The organism is Kitasatospora sp. NPDC034023, from assembly GCF_055575795.1.
On sequence record NZ_JBVIRY010000008.1, the window covers coordinates 63,814 to 79,062 of the forward strand.

The following is a 15,249-nucleotide window of genomic DNA, read 5'->3' on the forward strand; positions in this document are numbered from 1 at the left end:
ACGGCCGCTCAGCGCTTGATCGCCACGCCCGCGTACATCGCGATGTCCTGGTCGCGCACGGGTGCGGCGTCGGCGTCCGGGCGCCAGTGGTGGACCAGCGTGACGCCCGGGTCGAGCAGCTCGAAGCCGTCGAAGAAGGCCTCCGTCTCGGCCTTGTCGCGGATCTGCAGCGGGATGCCGCGCGCGTTGTACTCCCGGCCGACGCCGCCCACGCCGACCGGGTCGGTGTCGCCGGTGAACACCGTCAGGGCGAGGACGCTGCCGGGCGCCAGGGTGGCCATGAAGCGGCGAACGATGCCCTGCGGGTCGTCCTCGTCCAGCACCAGGTGGACGATCGCGATCAGCGACAGCGCCACCGGCTGGGAGAGGTCGAGCACCTCGCGCAGCCGGCGGTTGTTGATGATCGACTCCGGGTCGCGGAAGTCGGCGTCCACGTAACAGGTGCGGCCCTCGGGCGTGCTGGACATCAGCGCCCGCGCGTGGTTCAGCACGATCGGGTCGTTGTCCACGTACGCGACCCGGGCCTCGGGCGCGACCGCCTGCGCGACCTCGTGCACGTTCGGCGAGGTGGGGATGCCGGTGCCGATGTCCAGGAACTGCCGTACGCCGTACTGCTCGGCGAGGTGGCGCACCGAGCGCTGCATGAAGTCGCGGGTGGTCCGCATCGAGATCGGCAGCGACGGCCAGGCCCGGACCGAGGCGTGCGCGGCGACCCGGTCCGCCTCGAAGTTGGTCTTGCCGCCGATGAGGTAGTCGTAGACCCGGGCGGAGTGCGGGACGTCCATCCGCAGGTCCATCGACGGGTAGTGCTCCTGCGGACCGCGTTCCGCCCGGACCTCGTTCGCCATGCTCGCCCTCCCGTTGCTGGGAACCCGTCACCGGCCGCCGTGGTGGCTGCCCTTGGTGCGCATGGTAACGGTCGATCGGTATGACGAGATGACGAACCCTCGGCTCTGGCCCTCAGGTCTGGCCCTCAGCCTGGTTCTCCGGCTTGGCTCTCAGGCCGGGGCCTCCGGCAGGCTCGGCTCCACCAGCGCGCCGCCCGGCTGCCGGGGGACGGCCGCCGGGTCGGAACCGCCCCGGCGGTGCGCGGCGAGTTCGAGCGCGGCCCCGATCCAGGCCGCACCGAAGGACCACGTCGCCAGCCACTCGCACAGGAACAGCGGCCGCACCGACCAGTCGGCACCGATCCCCGTCGCCCCGGCCGCGACGGAGAGCACCAGGGCGACCAGGATCAGCACCCCGGCCACCAGGTAGGCCGCGCTCACCCGGGCCGGTTGGGTGGACCGGGGATTGCGGAAGGAGTAGAGGCAGAACATCGCCAGCATCACGAACAGCAGGCTCGCGAAGACCAGGTGGAACACCCCGATGGTCCGCCGGACGTCCGACGCGCCGTCCGGCGACGTCGGGCACAGCGCGACCCCGATCGCGAAGAGCCCGGCCGCCGTGCTCCAGCGGTCGTCCCGGCGGTCGAAGCGGTAGCAGATCAGGAACACTCCGAGCGCGCACAGGGAGCCGACGAAGACGTTCCGCGTGTCGGTGTAGTACGAGGCGCTCATCGAGCCCGGCCAGAAGCCGTCCGTACTGCGCCCCGTCACCTCGGCGGCCAGCCAGTTGCCGAACGGCAGGGCCGGCGGCAGCAGAATGCCGATCAGCCCGACGCCGAGACGGAGAAACGTGACGGTCCGTTCGTCCTGGACACCCCGCCGGGTGTCCGAAGCCTGCTGCGCGCGTGAGTCATGAGTCACGGACGCCTCCTTGCCTTTCGAGAGCGGCTGTCACCTGGTGTACCCGTTCCGGCAGGTGGGGGCACCTCGCGGGCCGGAAGGTTTTCCGACAGCTCGACAGCTCGACAGCTCGACAGGCCGACGTCCCGACAGTCGACGGCCGGACAGCCGACAGCCCCGGCGTGGGCGGACCACGCCGGGGCTGTCGGCCGTCGGACCGTTCTCAGGCCTTGAGGGGGTTGGCGGTCACGTCCACCATGGACTTGCGGAGGTCGGCGGTGCCGTACGTGTTGAAGTGGGCGACGCAGGCCAGGACCAGGAGCCGGGAGATCCGCGGATCGTGGATCCGGACGGCGTAGGTCGCCCGCACCCCGGCGTGACGGGTCAGTTCGAAGCCCGCCGACTCGGCCGACCGGTAGCGCAGCTCGAAGGGGAGGGCGGCATCGACCACGCCGCTGCCGAGCAGGGGAAGGCTGCCCCGCGCCTTGTTGGCGAGGCCGACGGGTTCGCCCTCCAGGACGGTGAGGCCGTTCTGGTCGAAGGTCCACACGTCGTGCCGCCAGGACCGCGAGCGGTGGCCGACCCGGCCGATCAGCGTCCGGTCGGCCCCTATGGCGGAGAAGTTGTTGACGTGGCCGATGAGTTGCCCGAGTCCGGGCCCGGCGAAGACCTGGTACGGCGCGCTGTGGTCGTAGGCCGCGTCCTTGTGCATCCGGGCCACCGGCCCGGGCGAGCCGTCGGCGTGCACCAGGAAGGTGGTGTGGGCCCGCCCGTAGTCGATGGCGACGGTGAAGGCGGTGAGGGAATCGATCATCGGCGATCGCCTCCGTGGTTCACGGCCGGCGGTCCGGCCTTGGCGATCAGGGAGTTGAGCAGGGCCGCGCCGCGGTCGGCGTCGTCGACGCTGACCGCGAAGTCCGTGCCCTTGCGGGTGTGGACCACCAGGCAGGTGCCCCGGCGCAGCATAACGGTGGTGCCCAGGCGGCTGATCCGGTAGCCCCAGCCGCCGGCCTGGGCGGGTGTGCGCACCTCGACCCGCGCCGACTCGAGCTCGGCGGGGGACCAGTGCCGGGCGGGCCGGCCGAACGGGCCGAAGCCGACCGTCAGGCCCCGGGCGGTCACCCGCGCCTGCACCGAGGAGCAGGCGAGGACGGCGACGGCGGGGAACGCGAACGGCAGGACGATCGCCCAGTCCAGCGCGGTCAGCCCGCTCGCGGCCGCCAGCACACCCGCCACCGCGACCAGCCCGAGCACGGCGGCCAGCAGCTGCAGCCACGGGTTCGCGGCCCGCGAGAGCCAGACGAACCGCTCGCCCGCCGGCACGTCCAGCGCCGGCGCCCCGGCCGCCGGACGCTCCTCGGCCCGGCCCCCGAACCGGCGGCCCGCCAGCCAGGCCAGCGCCCCGGCGGCGGCCGTGGCCACCAGGACCAGGACCACCTCGATGCCCATCGGCGCGGCGTCCTGCCAGCGGGCGCGGTCCAGGTTGGCGTGCACGACGGCGGTCTGCGCCCCCGTCAGGAGCACCCCGCCGGCCGCCAGTGTCGCCGCCCCGCAGCCGGGCGACCGCTCGGCGCAGTACCGCTGCAGCAGCGCGGAGACCAGCACCAGGACCAGCCAGAGTCCCGCCGGGAACAGCGCGGCCCCCGTCAGTGACATCGAACCGTCCGGGTCCCGTCCGCCCCAATGGGTGGCCAGCGGGTCCGGCAGCCGGTGGCGCGCCGCCAGCGGCAGCGCGACCAGCAGCGCCAGTACGCCGACCGACCAGGCCGCCGCGCCCCAGAGCGCGCCCCGGCCCCCCGGTTGGTGCCCCTCTCGGTGCCCCTTCTCCCGGTGCCCCTTCGCTATGGGCCCCTCGTCCCTCACGACATCCCCCTGATCATGTCCACGAGATCGTTCGTGCTGTAGCCGGCCCGGGCCGCGTCGTCGACCAACTGCCGTACGCGATCAGCGATTTCGGCGCGGGTGTCGGCGCCGGTGGCGATCGTGATGCCACGGCCCCGGCGGAACTCCAGTACCCCTTCGTCCCGCAGGGTGCGCAGTCCGCGCAGCACGGTGTTGGTGTTCACGCCGAGCGCCCGGGACAGCTCCCGGGCGGGTGGCAGCTTGTCCCCGGGGGCGCACTCGCCCTCGGCGACGGCTCGGCGGATCGCGCCCGCCACCTGCTCGTGCAGGGGCCGGGCGTCTCCGATGTCCAGCTTCAGCAACATGGTGCTAATGACACTAGCACCATGGGCGTTTTCTGCCGACCCGGGGATCCATGGTGATCCGGGCGGTCCGGGCTGCCTCCGCCCGGCCTCGGCCGGCCCGCACACCCGCGCCGAACGGACGGCGTATGGGCGGCGTTGGGATCGTCGCGTCGGGCGTCAGGGAGGCATCAAGAAGGGCCGGCGGACGCCCGGGCCGACGGTTGGGTGGAGCTGTAAGGCCACCACGACACGAGGACGGATCATGCACGGCAACGGGCGACACCAGGACGGCGGGGCACCCAGGGTGCTGGTCGGAGTCAGCGGGTCGCTGGGGAGCCTGGCGGCCCTCCACCGCGGGGTGGCCGAGGCGCGGGCACGGGGTGCGGAACTGCTGCCGGTGCTGGCCTGGGAGCCCCCCGGCGGTGAGCACGGCTACCGGCGCTCGCCCTGCCCGCCGCTGCTCGCGGCCCTCCGGGAAGCCGCCGAACAGCGCCTGCACGAGGCCCTCGACGCGGCCTTCGGCGGCGCCGACCCCGGGGTGCCGCTGCGCCCGGTGGTGATCCGCGGCGAGACCGGCCCCGCGCTGGTCCACCTCGCCGACCGGCCCGGTGACCTGCTGGTCCTCGGGCAGAGCGGAGGCCTGCGGCGCCGCGGGCTGCGGCGCCCGGTGTCCGCGTACTTCGTGCGGGCGGCGGGCTGCCCGGTGCTGACCGTACCGGTGCCCGAACTGCTCGCCGAACTGCGCGAGCTGGAGGCGATCCACCGCCGGTCCCGCCGGCACCTGCCGGTCGGCCCGGCGCCCGAACTCCTCCCGGCGAAGCGGTAGTCGGCGGCACGGATGTCCTCGACCCACCCGGGCGGCACGCGGCGCGCCGCCCCGACCGCCGAGCCGGAACGGCTGGTCGTCCGTCAGAACGGCTGAGCGATGTCGGTGAGCACGCCGGCCAATCCGTCCAGCAGGGCCCGGTTGGTGTCCCGGGCCAGTGGGGTGTCGACGTGGATGGTGTTGACGAACAGGCCGTCGTCGGTGCGGTGCAGCCAGTGCAGGAGCCCGTTGCAGCCGGAGACCCAGACGTGCATCCGGGCCCGCTGGGCGGCGTGCAGGTCGGCACCGGGCAGGCGGCGGAAGTCGATGTAGGAGAAGAAGTTCACCGCGTGCGGCCAGTAGTGCAGTCGCGCGTACTCGGCCGGGGCGAGCAGCCGCCACGCCTTCACGAAGTGCACTCCGGCGTGGGCCTGCGCCCGCCCGTAGGCGTCCTGGGCAGCGGTCAGCACGTCGGCGAAGCCGGCCCGCTCCCCGACCGGGAACTCGATCGGCAGGGTGTTGATGAACCACCCCATGGACTCGGCGTAGACGCCCCGGTCGCGCTCGTTGACCGGCACCAGCCCCCGGTACTCCGCCGGTCCGCCCAGCTGCCGCAGGGCGAGCGCGACGCCCGCGAGCAGTCCCATGGACAGCCGCCCGCCACGGGCCCGGCAGGCGGCGCCGAACTCCTCGGTCTGGCGGGCGGTCAGCAGCCGTTCGGTACTGGCCAGCGGCGCGTACAGCCGGCCGGGCCGTACCCCGAGGTCGAGCGGGAAGCGCGGGAACAGGCCGTCGTTGCGGTCGCGGAAGGCCCGCCAGTAGTCCAGCCGCGCGTCGTCGGCGTTCATCGCCCGGTTGGCGCGGCGCTGGGTGCGGCTGAACTCCAGGTAGCTGCCGGGCTCCTGCTCCTGAGCGAGGCCCCGGTAGGCGGTGGCGATGTCGTTGACGGCGATCGCGCTGGAGAGGCCGTCGGTGACGAGGTGGTCGCACGAGAACCAGACCGTGGTCGACTCCGGCCGCACGACCGCGCCCATCGTGATCAGCGGCCAGGCGAGCGTGTCCACCTCCCGGAACGCCTCGTGGAGGTGCCCGGTGACCTCGGCGGGAGTCTCCAGCGGGCCGACGTAGTCGTGCTTGAGGGCCACCTCGTCGGGCGTCAGGACCTCGCAGCCCAGGTCCCCGCCGAGCGGCTGGTAGACCGCCCGGAGCACCTCGTGCCTGCGCACCAGGTGGAGAAACGCTCCTTCCAGCGCGTCCAGATCTACCCGTCCGGGGAGCTCGAAGCTGGCCGCGACGTAGGACCGGATCGGTTCGTCGATGCTCTGGGCGTGCTGCGCCACGGTGAAATGTTTCGCCTGGTTGTAACCGGTCGTCCGGCGCGGAGCTGGCTCCCCGTCACCGGTCAGGGAGACCAGGTGCCACCGATGGGCCTCGCCCGGGTCGATCTCGGAGTCCTCGACTGAGATTTGGAGCATTCCGCCTTCTTCTGCCTGTCGTCGCCGGGTGGTGTCCACAGCAGTCGCGCACCGGCCTACCAATCGATGCCGTACCAACCGGCCCAGCCGGTCATCGGATACGGCCACCGGGTACGGCCTTCGCCCGATCGGGTGATGGGCGCGGGGGCCGTCGCCGGCACTGCCGACGGAACGGCACGGCGTTCGGGCGCGAGCTGGGGGCGCGACGTGGCAGTCGGTGGTGTGAGAGCGCACTGCCGTCATAGTGCCGGCCGAGCACCTGTGCGCTCCCGGAGCCGTCGCCACCCCGCCCGGACAACTCCTAGTCGTCCGACGGCAGTTCCTTCGGGACGGCGATGACATCGACCAGGGCCCCGTTGCGCAGCACCGTGAGCGCCAGCGGGCGGCCGATCGCGTCGGCCAGCATCAGGCGCTGCAGGGACTGGGCGCTGCTCATCGGCTCTCCGGAGGCGGTGAGCAGCAGGTCGCCCTCGTGCAGTCCGGCCTGGCTGGCGGGGGCGTCGGCGATCACCTCGACGATCCGCAGGCCGGTGTGCTGCCCGGTGCGGTGGCGCAGGGCGGGCGGCAGCGGGGCGGGCACTCCGGCGAGGCCCAGGTAGGCGCGGCGGATCCGGCCCTCGGCGAGCAGGGCGGCGATGATCTGCCGACTGGTGGCGTCGATGGGGACGGCCAGGCCCAGCCCGTTGCCGGCCACCGCCGTGGTGATCCCGACGACCTCGCCGTTCGCGGTGGTCAGCGCGCCGCCGGAGTTGCCGGGGTTGAGGGCGGCGTCGGTCTGGATGACGTTGTCGATGACGCGCACGGCGCTGCCGGAGCGGGCCGGGAGCGAGCGGCCGAGGGCGCTGACCACGCCCGCCGTGACCGTCCCGGCCAGCCCGAGCGGGTTGCCGACGGCGACGACCAGCTGCCCGACCCACAGGGCGGTGGCCTCGCCGAGCCGCACCGGCGTGGGGGTCGGGCCGTCGGCGCGCAGCACGGCCAGGTCGGAGAGCGGGTCGGCGCCGATGGTGTGGAAGGGGGAGGTGGTGCCGTCGGCGAAGGCCAGCGTCCCGGCGTCGGCGTGGCCGACGACGTGGGCGTTCGTGAGCAGGAAACCGTCGTCGGTGAAGACCACCGCCGAGCCGAGCGCGGTGCTGAACCAGCCGCCCCGGCCGCGCCGGGGGACCTGGAGCGCGGCGACGCGCGGCGTCACCGCGGCGGCCACGGTCGTGACGATCCGCGAGTAGGCGTCCAGCGCCTCGGCGGCTGTGTCGTCCGTCGCCGCTGCGTCCTCGATGGTCGCGTCCGCAGTGGGTACGTCCGCAGTGGGTGCGCCCTCGGCGGGTGTGTCCTCGGAAGGTGTGTCCTTGGGGGCGTGCTCGGGCCCGGGGAGGATGTCGGCCACGGTGCTCACCCCTTTCGCCGGCGCGGGCTCTCCCGCTTCCAACAACGGTGCGCCGCCGATGCTTCCGCCACCGGCTCCTGATGCCGACTTGACGTGCGGGCGACTATAAAGCAGAAGCAAAGCGGGCGTATGGTATGGGCAAAGCCACCTGGGTGGGGAGGGTCCGATGGAGACCACGCTGGAAGCGGACTGGCACGCGCTCGGCACTACGCGCGGCGGCCGGCTCGGGACGGAGCACCTGCTGGCCGCGGTGGTGGGGTCGGGTGGCCCGGCCGGTGCGGCCCTCGCGGCCGCCGGGGTCACGGAGAGCGCGCTGCGGGCGCTGTTGCGCGACCGAGACCGCGACCGTGACCGCGACGGCGGCGACCGGAGCGCGGACGACGAGGCCGGCGCGGGCGTGCCCGCCCGGGAGGTCCTCGGTTCGGCCGGGGCCCCGGACCTCGTCCTGACGGGCGCCGCCGCCCGCGCGCTGTCCGCCGCGGTGACGTCGGCCCGGCACGGCGGCGAGCGGAAGCTCACCGCCGAGCACGTCCTGCGTGCCCTGCTCGCCGACGACCGCACCCGCGCCGCCGAACTGCTGCGCGCGGCGGGCGTCGCACCGCAGACCGTCCGGGAGCGTCTGGACGGGGCGCCTTCCCAGCCGGAGGGCGTGCCGACCGCGCCGGGCGCACCGACCGCGCCGGGCGCACCGACCGCGCCGGGCGCACCGACCGCGCCGGGCGCACCGACCGCGCTGGACCCGTTGCTGCTCCCCACCCGGGACGCGCTGCTCGGCCGTCGGTCGAACCGACGCCCGCTCTGGAAGAGGTTGTTGAAGCCCGGCACGGCTCGTGCGGCAGGTCCGGCGGCACCGTCGTCGGACTGGATCCGGCTGGAGACGGACGAACAGGCGCAGCGCCTCGGCCGTCGGACGCCCGGTACCGAGCACGTCCTGCTCGCCCTCCTGGCCGTCCACGAAGTCCTGGGCCGTCAACCGCAGCCGGACGTGGACGACGCCGGCGGCGAGCTGCTCGCCCGGGCGGGCCTCGACTACGCCCGGGCCCGCGCGGCCGTCACCGCCGGGACGGTCGCCCTCCCGGCCGATCCGCGTTCCGTCGAGGCGTACCTGGCCGGCGCGGCGCCCGGCCCGCTGGTGCGGATGCTGCTCGACGAGGACACCCGGGCCCGGCGGCTGGTCGAGGCCCTGGGCGTGGGCCCGGGCGCGGCCCTGGGCGGGCCCGGTGGTCGGCCGGAGGGTCAGCCCGTGGTGTAGCCGCCGTTGGCGAAGCGCTCCGCGGGGCCCGGGCCCCGCGGAGCGCACCGGGACTGCTAGAGCGCCGTGGCGGCGAGGGCGATCGAGCCGAGCACCGCCAACACCCCGAGTGCGAGGAACCCGTACTCCAGCCCCACCCGCTCCCGCCCGTCCACCAGCACCTGCCGGGGATCGGCCGGGTCGTAGCGGACCCGCACGTAGCGGCCGTCCGGCAGCGGGTGGCGGGCGGTGGAGGGCACGGGGGAGAAGACCTCGACCACCCGGCCGTCGGCCGTCTCGAACTCCAGCAGCGGACGCGGCGGCAGCGCGCGGTCCTCCGGGCCCGAGGCGCGGGCGCGCACCAGTGCCGACGCCGGGACGCCGACCCGGCGCAAGCGTCGCAGCTCGCGCAGCCCGACCATCCCGGCGAGGTAGGCGACCACGCCGCCCAACGCGCCGAACACCACTACGGCGAACCCGGCCGTCCCGCCCACCGCGCCTCCCTGCCCGACGATTCCCCGAGCTTCCCGAGCTGCCCTGGCTGCCCGAGGCCCCCGGGAGCTGCCCGAGGGTTCCCCGAAGCCCAGTATCGCCCACCGGCGGCACTCTTGACGCTCCGGAATGGTCCAGTCCACTGTGTAGTGGCATGTCCCTGTCGCTGACGAAGGAAGCAAGCGGCCTCGACCACCGAAAGGAGCACCGTCCGTGAAGCCGCAGTCCCCCCGCGCCCTCGGCGTCGTCCTCACCGCTCTCGCCCTCGGCGCCGCCGCCCCCGCCGCGACGGCCGAACCGGCGGCTCCGGCCGCCCCGGCCGCGACCGTCGTCAAGGTCGGCACCGCCAAGCAGCTCCAGGCCGCCCTCGCGGCCGCCGCGCCCGGCCAGACCATCCAGCTCGCCGACGGCACCTACTCCGGCAGCTTCAAGGCCACCGCGCCCGGCACCGCCGCCGCCCGGATCACCCTGACCGGCTCGGCCAAGGCCGTGCTCACCACCCCGACCGGCGGCGGCTACGGCCTCCACCTCGACGGCGCGAGCTACTGGACCGTCCACGGCCTGACCGTCACCGGCGCCCAGAAGGGCATCGTGGCGGACGCCGCGAACTACGTGGTGCTGGACGACGTCACGGTCCACCACACCACCATGGAGGGCGTGCACTTCCGCAACTCCAGCGCCCACGGCACGCTGCGCGACTCGCGCGTCCACGACACCGGCCTGGCCCGGGACGGCCTGGGCGAGGGCGTCTACGTCGGCACCGCCAACACCCTCTCCGACCGCAGCGACCACGTGCAGATCGTCGGCAACACCTTCGGCCCGAACGTCGGCGCCGAGAACGTCGACCTCAAGGAGGGCACCACCGGCGGCCTGGTCTCCGGCAACTCCTTCGACGGCGACGGCCTCACCGGCCGCAACTACGACGACTCCTGGGTCGACGTGAAGGGCAACGGCTACGTCATCGAGAACAACACCGGCAGGCGCACCACCGATGACGGTTTCCAGACCCACAGCGTCCGGCCGGGCTGGGGCTGCGGCACGGTCTTCCGGGGCAACCACTCCGACCTCACCGGCGCCACCGGAGCGGACCGGTACGCGATCGACGTGACCGACTACGACGCCGCGACGTGCACGGTGACGATCGGCGCGGGCAACACCGTCACCGGGGGCCGGGGCCTGGTGAACCCCGGCGTCCCGGTGGGGTAGCCGCTGTACCTCTGGGGCGGAGGGGCGGGAGGCGGAGGGGTCGGGGGTCGGAGGGGTCGGGAGGAAGCTGCTACAGCTCGCCGAGCGGAACGTTCGGGTCGGCCAGCGCCTTGGAGTCCACCACCCGCCCCGAGCGGACCAGTTCGCGGATCGGGTCGGTGACGTCCCAGACGTTGACGTTCATCCCCGCGCGCACCCGGCCGCCGGACAGCCAGAACGCGATGAACTCGCGGGTGGCCGGGTCGCCGCGGAAGACCACCTGGTCGTAGCCGTCCGGCTCGACGTAGCCGACGTACTCCATGCCGAGGTCGTACTGGTCCGTGAAGAAGTAGGGGACCCGGTCGTACACCGCGTCCGGCTGTCCGAGCAGTGCGCGGGCGGCGGTCTGCGGCTGGTTGAGGGCGTTGGCCCAGTGCTCGACCCGGATGTGCCGGCCGAACAGCGGGTGGTAGGCGTTGGCGACATCGCCGGCCGCGTACACGTCCGGGTCCGAGGTGCGCAGGTGCCGGTCGGTCTTGATGCCGTTGTCGACTTCCAGTCCGGCCGCCTCGGCGAGCCCGGCGGCGGGGGCGATGCCGATGCCGACCACCACCGCGTCGGCCGCCACCGTCGTCCCGTCGGCGAGCTTCACCCCGTTCACCGTGCCGCCGTCGCCGGTCAGTTCGGCCACCTTGACGCCGAAGCGCAGGTCCACGCCGTGGTCCCGGTGCAGGTCGGCGAAGACCTGGGCGACCTCCCGGCCGAGCACCCGCAGCAGCGGCAGTTCGAGCGCCTCCAGCACCGTCACCTCGGCGCCCGCCTGGCGGGCCGCGGCCGCCACCTCCAGGCCGATCCAGCCCGCGCCGATCACCACGATCCGGGCGCCCGGCCGCAGCACCGCCTTGATCCGGTCGCTGTCGTCGACCCGGCGCAGGTAGAGCACGCCGTCCTGGTCGGCGCCCGGCACCGGCAGGCGGCGCGGCACCGAGCCGGTGGTCAGCAGCAGCTTCGCGTACTCCACCCGGCCGTCGTCGGCGAGCGTCACGGTGTGCCCGGCCGGGTCGATCGAGGACACCGCCGTGCCCAGGCGCAGCGTGACGTCGTGCTCGGCGTACCACTGCGGCGGGTGGACGTAGATCTTCTCCCGGGGCGTCTTGCCCAGCAGGTAGCCCTTGGACAACGGCGGCCGCTCGTACGGGCGCTCGTGCTCCTCGCCGATCAGGACGATGCGGCCCTCGTACCCGGCCTCGCGCAGCGCCTCGGCGGCCTTCGCGCCGCCCAGGGACGCGCCGACGATGACGATCGGGCGGTCCTGCCCGCCGCCCGCCCCGGTGCTGCCGCCGGTTCCGGTGGTGCCGCTGTCCGTGCCCGCCATGCTCGACTCCTCGTTCTCCGGCCGTGGATCCGGGGTCAGCCTGCCGCCGTCCGGGTGGTGTGTCGAGGCCGCGCCGGGCGCGCCGCGCCTCGCCCGCCCGTACGGGTGAACGCGGGGTCGGGGTGGACGACCGGCCCTATGGCGTCATCGCGTCCCTGACCAGTGCGGTGTCGGTGAACTGCTCGAAGCGGACGATCCGGCCGCCGCGCACGGTGAAGTGGTGGGCGACCCGGACCGCGAGCGGTTTTCCGGTGGTCTTGTGGACGGCCGTGTAGCGGGCCAGGACCACGACGTCCTCGCCGTCCACCACGTAGGTGTCGTCGTGCGCGGTCCAGTTGTCCCACTCGGCGGCCAGCCGCTCCATCACGTTGGCGGTGACGCCCTTCGGGGTGCGGTGGGTGCCGGCCAGCGGGAAGCCGGCCATCTCGGTCCACTCGACGTCCTCCGCGAGCGTGGCGCGCAGCGCGGCCAGGTCGCCCCGGGCGGAGGCCAGGTACTGGCGGCGGACCACGTCGGCGGGGGCGGCGGACTCGGCGAAGGTGGCGACGTCCCTGGGGATCTCGATCATCGCGTGCTCACCCCCACGCCATCTCGCCCATGACGACCTTGGTGCCGATGTCCACCGCGATCCGCAGCCCCAGCTCCGGGAAGCGCCGCTCCAGGCCCTCCTTGGCGGCGGCCGCGTCCGCGGCCCGGCCGATCTCGGTCTCGAAAGCCCGCAGGTAGGCGCGGGTGTGGTCGACGGCGTTCAGGTCGGTCGGCGCGCCGGCGACCCGGTGGCCGGCCGCCACCCAGGTCGGATGGAGCGCCTCGATACCGTCCAGCAGGTCGATCCAGGCGGCCCGTTGGGCGGAGCTGGGGGTGTCGGCCGTCCACACGTGCAGGCCCTCGAAGAGCAGGACCCCGCCGAGCACGGCGCGGTGGTGGTGCTGCCAGAGGTAGTGCCGGTCCGGCAGGTGGAAGTCGGCGCCGCGCACCTCGAACCGGTGGCCCTCGAAGACGATTTCGTCCCCGGCCAGCACCTCGGGCCGCACCAGCCGGGTGGGCAGCTCGGGGCCCAGGTGGGACCAGGCGCGCAGCTTGGCGTCGAACGTCTCCTGGATGTGCTCGACCGTCGAGGGGGTGGCCAGGAACCGGGCCTGCGGGAAGGCGTCCTGGACCTCCTGGGCGCCGAAGTAGAAGTCCGGGTCGCCGTGGCTGACGAACACGGTGGTCAGCCGCTTGCCGCCGGCCCTGATCCGCTCGACCAGACGGCGGCCGTCGGACCGGGTGAACCCGGCGTCCACCAGCATGGCGTGCTGCGGGCCGGTGACCAGGACGGAGGTCTTGTTGAGCGAGCTGTCGGGGCTGTCGATGATCTCGAAGTCGAGTGCGCTCACGTTGGACTTCCTTCCTCGGGCCGGGCACGCCTCGCGGCCAGCATCGGCGCTCGGCACGGCTCCCGCATCCGGAAGGTGTCGGCGCCAGGCACGGGGTCCGGCCTAGGCGCGGGTCCAGAGCGTGAGGTCGCTGCTGGTGGCCACCGCGAGGGTCCGGCCGGTGGGGGAGAAGCCGGTGGCGCGCAGGGTGGACCAGCCGGAGTTGAAGACGTGCCACCAGCACTCGCCGTGCTCGCCCTGCCACGGGCCCCGGCCGGTCGCGAGCAGCACCCGGTGGTGCGGCCACTCCGGGGCGGTGACCTCGACGTGCCAGCCGCCCTCGGCGCCGGTGTGCAGGCCGCCGCCCCACGTCCCGGCTACCGGGATCCGTACGTCCGAGACCTGGCCGAGGCCGGGGCAGCAGAGGTCCGGGCCGTCCGGGTCGTCCTCCGGGTCGTAGTCGCGCGCCACCTTGAGGCCCGTCACGGCGTCGAACAGGCCGTGCCCGCCGGACGAGACGGTCAGCACCAGGTCGTGCCCGCTCTCCGGGTGGACGGCGAAGCCGATGCCGAGCAGCCCGCCGACCGGGATCAGCCCCCGGCCGACCGGGCGCCACGGCTCCGGCGGGGCGGTCACCTCGGCGGCCAGGATCCGGTCCCGGAGGTGCTGCTGGTACGGGGTCAGGGCCATGCCACTGATCATCCCACCCGCCGGCCGACCCTACTGTGCCGGGCCCAGCCGCAGCACCGCCAGCGCCCCCAGCGCGGTGGCGGCGGCGAGCGGCAGCCACAGCGCGCCCGGACCGGCGGCCAGCAGGGCCGTCACCACCGCCGGCGCGGCCGCCCGGCCCACGCCCATCGACAGCTCCCAGCGGGCCAGCGCCCGCCCCAGCAGGTGCGGCGGGGCGACCGCCGCGACCAGCGCGGTACCCGAACCGGTGTAGAGGATCTCGCCCAGCGTGTACAGCACCGAGACCACCGCGATGCCCGCCGTCCCCGGGGTGCCGCCCAGCGCCCCGGCCCCCCAGAAGCCCAGGTACGAGACCGCCAGCAGTGCCCCCGAGGCCGCCAGCACAGCGCGCCGCGAACGGTCCGCCAAGCGCAGCACCAGCGCCAGCTGCAGGGCGATCACCAGCACCGTGTTGCCCACGAACAGGCCCGAGGACCACGCCGGGGAGGCGTGCAGGTGCAGCACCAGCAGCGCGGGCAGCGCCACCTCCAGCACGTCGAAGCAGAACGCGTACGGCAGATTGGCGAGGCTCAGCAGACTGATCCGGCGCAGTGGCGCGCGCCGCTCCCGGGGACCGTCGTGCGCCGCCTTCGGCGCACCCTCCTGGCGGGCCCGCACCCGCAGCGAGGCCACCAGTGCGGCGGCGACCAGGCAGGCCGCGCCCGTCACCCCGGCCAGCAGCCGGATCGCGCTCGCCCCGCCGCTCACCGCCACGGTGGCCAGCAGCGCGCCCAGGCCCAGCCCCGCGTTGCGCACCGACCGCCCGGCGGCGAGCGCCGCGTCCCGCAGCCGTCCGTCGGTCAGCGTGCTCACCACCGCGGCGTGCGTCGTCGGCCAGGACTGGCTGCCCACCCCGAACAGCACCGCCGCCGCCGTGAACCCCGGCAGGCCGTCCGCGAGCAGCAGCGTCAGCGCGCCCGCCGCCCGCAGCAGCAGGGTGACGGCCGCGGGCAGGGTCCGGGCGCCACGGTCGATCCAGCGGCCGGTCAGCGGCACCACCAGCAGGCCCGCGACCATCCCGGCCGACAGCGCCAGCCCGACCGCCCCCGCGCCCAGGTGCAGCACGCCGACCCCGTACAGCAGCAGGAACGGTCGCAGCATGCCGCCGCCCACCGCGTCCACCGCCAGCGCGACGGCGTACCGGGGCCCGCCGGCGGCGGTCAGCAGGCTCAGCAGCGCGGACGGGCCCCGGCGGCCCGCACCGATCGGCGGGGCGGGCGGCTCCCCGCCGCGGACGGCGGCGTGGTCATGGACGGACTTCTCCTGAATCAGGCTCATGGCCGGTACCGTCCGCCCCGGCCG

General features: G+C 74.4%; 16 protein-coding genes. 3 read left to right on the plus strand and 13 right to left on the minus strand.

The genetic code is table 11. The features are described 5' to 3' along the window. Window positions 1-8: 8 nt before the first annotated feature. The 5 genes from ACZ52R_RS14610 to ACZ52R_RS14630 all read right to left on the minus strand — a co-directional run bounded on the left by ACZ52R_RS14610 (window position 9) and on the right by ACZ52R_RS14630 (window position 3,934). On the minus strand, window positions 9-848 hold the full coding sequence (locus tag ACZ52R_RS14610) for an SAM-dependent methyltransferase (protein WP_465617901.1): 840 nt from the start codon (window positions 846-848) through the stop codon (window positions 9-11). A gap of 150 nt (window positions 849-998) precedes the next feature. Then, window positions 999-1,748, minus strand: a complete 750-nt coding sequence (locus ACZ52R_RS14615) for a hypothetical protein (RefSeq protein ID WP_465617903.1) — start codon at window positions 1,746-1,748, stop codon at window positions 999-1,001. Between the two features lie 202 nt (window positions 1,749-1,950). Next, on the minus strand, window positions 1,951-2,541 hold the full coding sequence (locus ACZ52R_RS14620) for a hypothetical protein (protein WP_465617905.1): 591 nt from the start codon (window positions 2,539-2,541) through the stop codon (window positions 1,951-1,953). Beyond that, complete coding sequence (locus ACZ52R_RS14625; RefSeq protein WP_465617907.1) at window positions 2,538-3,590, minus strand: DUF1648 domain-containing protein; 1,053 nt, start codon at window positions 3,588-3,590, stop codon at window positions 2,538-2,540. Before ACZ52R_RS14625 ends, ACZ52R_RS14620 begins: the two co-directional genes overlap by 4 nt. Continuing rightward, complete coding sequence (locus ACZ52R_RS14630; RefSeq protein ID WP_360493762.1) at window positions 3,587-3,934, minus strand: GntR family transcriptional regulator; 348 nt, start codon at window positions 3,932-3,934, stop codon at window positions 3,587-3,589. Before ACZ52R_RS14630 ends, ACZ52R_RS14625 begins: the two co-directional genes overlap by 4 nt. A gap of 241 nt (window positions 3,935-4,175) precedes the next feature. Here ACZ52R_RS14630 and ACZ52R_RS14635 point away from each other — a divergent pair, with 241 nt between their 5' ends. Beyond that, window positions 4,176-4,739: a universal stress protein gene (locus ACZ52R_RS14635; RefSeq protein ID WP_465617910.1), complete on the plus strand. Its 564-nt coding sequence runs from the start codon at window positions 4,176-4,178 to the stop codon at window positions 4,737-4,739. An 83-nt stretch (window positions 4,740-4,822) separates the two neighbouring features. Here the strand turns inward: ACZ52R_RS14635 and ACZ52R_RS14640 are convergent, their stop codons facing one another. Next, entirely contained in the window at window positions 4,823-6,193 is a 1,371-nt protein-coding gene (locus tag ACZ52R_RS14640; protein ID WP_465617912.1) for a condensation domain-containing protein, read from the minus strand. A 301-nt stretch (window positions 6,194-6,494) separates the two neighbouring features. Further along, window positions 6,495-7,577, minus strand: a complete 1,083-nt coding sequence (locus ACZ52R_RS14645) for a S1C family serine protease (RefSeq protein WP_465617914.1) — start codon at window positions 7,575-7,577, stop codon at window positions 6,495-6,497. A 166-nt stretch (window positions 7,578-7,743) separates the two neighbouring features. On the opposite strand from ACZ52R_RS14645, the gene ACZ52R_RS14650 reads away from it, so the two are divergent. Continuing rightward, on the plus strand, window positions 7,744-8,829 hold the full coding sequence (locus ACZ52R_RS14650) for a Clp protease N-terminal domain-containing protein (protein ID WP_465753537.1): 1,086 nt from the start codon (window positions 7,744-7,746) through the stop codon (window positions 8,827-8,829). 56 nt (window positions 8,830-8,885) lie between these two features. Here the strand turns inward: ACZ52R_RS14650 and ACZ52R_RS14655 are convergent, their stop codons facing one another. After that, window positions 8,886-9,302: a DUF3592 domain-containing protein gene (locus tag ACZ52R_RS14655; protein WP_465617918.1), complete on the minus strand. Its 417-nt coding sequence runs from the start codon at window positions 9,300-9,302 to the stop codon at window positions 8,886-8,888. 211 nt (window positions 9,303-9,513) lie between these two features. Between ACZ52R_RS14655 and ACZ52R_RS14660 the strand changes: the two genes are divergently transcribed. Further along, window positions 9,514-10,506: a right-handed parallel beta-helix repeat-containing protein gene (locus tag ACZ52R_RS14660; protein WP_465753538.1), complete on the plus strand. Its 993-nt coding sequence runs from the start codon at window positions 9,514-9,516 to the stop codon at window positions 10,504-10,506. Between the two features lie 70 nt (window positions 10,507-10,576). Here ACZ52R_RS14660 and ACZ52R_RS14665 read toward each other — a convergent pair whose 3' ends face one another. The 5 genes from ACZ52R_RS14665 to ACZ52R_RS14685 form a co-directional block, all read right to left on the minus strand. Then, window positions 10,577-11,860 carry an NAD(P)/FAD-dependent oxidoreductase gene (locus ACZ52R_RS14665; RefSeq protein WP_465617922.1) on the minus strand — a complete coding sequence of 428 codons (1,284 nt, stop codon included), beginning with the start codon at window positions 11,858-11,860 and terminating at the stop codon, window positions 10,577-10,579. Window positions 11,861-11,996: 136 nt separating this feature from the next. After that, a complete protein-coding gene (locus ACZ52R_RS14670; protein WP_465617924.1) occupies window positions 11,997-12,428 on the minus strand; it encodes a nuclear transport factor 2 family protein in 432 nt (143 codons plus the stop codon). Window positions 12,429-12,435: 7 nt separating this feature from the next. Next, on the minus strand, window positions 12,436-13,239 hold the full coding sequence (locus ACZ52R_RS14675) for an MBL fold metallo-hydrolase (protein ID WP_465617926.1): 804 nt from the start codon (window positions 13,237-13,239) through the stop codon (window positions 12,436-12,438). 102 nt (window positions 13,240-13,341) lie between these two features. Beyond that, window positions 13,342-13,908 carry a hypothetical protein gene (locus ACZ52R_RS14680; protein ID WP_465617928.1) on the minus strand — a complete coding sequence of 189 codons (567 nt, stop codon included), beginning with the start codon at window positions 13,906-13,908 and terminating at the stop codon, window positions 13,342-13,344. A 30-nt stretch (window positions 13,909-13,938) separates the two neighbouring features. Further along, a complete protein-coding gene (locus ACZ52R_RS14685) occupies window positions 13,939-15,225 on the minus strand; it encodes an MFS transporter (RefSeq protein ID WP_465617930.1) in 1,287 nt (428 codons plus the stop codon). Between the last annotated feature and the right edge of the window lie 24 nt (window positions 15,226-15,249).

What these genes read in the sequence shown, in the direction of transcription:
- ACZ52R_RS14610 (WP_465617901.1), bottom strand. Translation starts at nt 848, where the DNA reads ATGGCGAACGAGGTCCGGGCGGAACGCGGTCCGCAGGAGCACTACCCG.
- ACZ52R_RS14620 (WP_465617905.1), bottom strand. Translation starts at nt 2,541, where the DNA reads ATGATCGATTCCCTCACCGCCTTCACCGTCGCCATCGACTACGGGCGG.
- ACZ52R_RS14630 (WP_360493762.1), bottom strand. Translation starts at nt 3,934, where the DNA reads ATGTTGCTGAAGCTGGACATCGGAGACGCCCGGCCCCTGCACGAGCAG.
- ACZ52R_RS14635 (WP_465617910.1), top strand. Translation starts at nt 4,176, where the DNA reads ATGCACGGCAACGGGCGACACCAGGACGGCGGGGCACCCAGGGTGCTG.
- ACZ52R_RS14640 (WP_465617912.1), bottom strand. Translation starts at nt 6,193, where the DNA reads ATGCTCCAAATCTCAGTCGAGGACTCCGAGATCGACCCGGGCGAGGCC.
- ACZ52R_RS14650 (WP_465753537.1), top strand. Translation starts at nt 7,744, where the DNA reads ATGGAGACCACGCTGGAAGCGGACTGGCACGCGCTCGGCACTACGCGC.
- ACZ52R_RS14665 (WP_465617922.1), bottom strand. Translation starts at nt 11,860, where the DNA reads ATGGCGGGCACGGACAGCGGCACCACCGGAACCGGCGGCAGCACCGGG.
- ACZ52R_RS14670 (WP_465617924.1), bottom strand. Translation starts at nt 12,428, where the DNA reads ATGATCGAGATCCCCAGGGACGTCGCCACCTTCGCCGAGTCCGCCGCC.
- ACZ52R_RS14680 (WP_465617928.1), bottom strand. Translation starts at nt 13,908, where the DNA reads ATGGCCCTGACCCCGTACCAGCAGCACCTCCGGGACCGGATCCTGGCC.
- ACZ52R_RS14685 (WP_465617930.1), bottom strand. Translation starts at nt 15,225, where the DNA reads ATGAGCCTGATTCAGGAGAAGTCCGTCCATGACCACGCCGCCGTCCGC.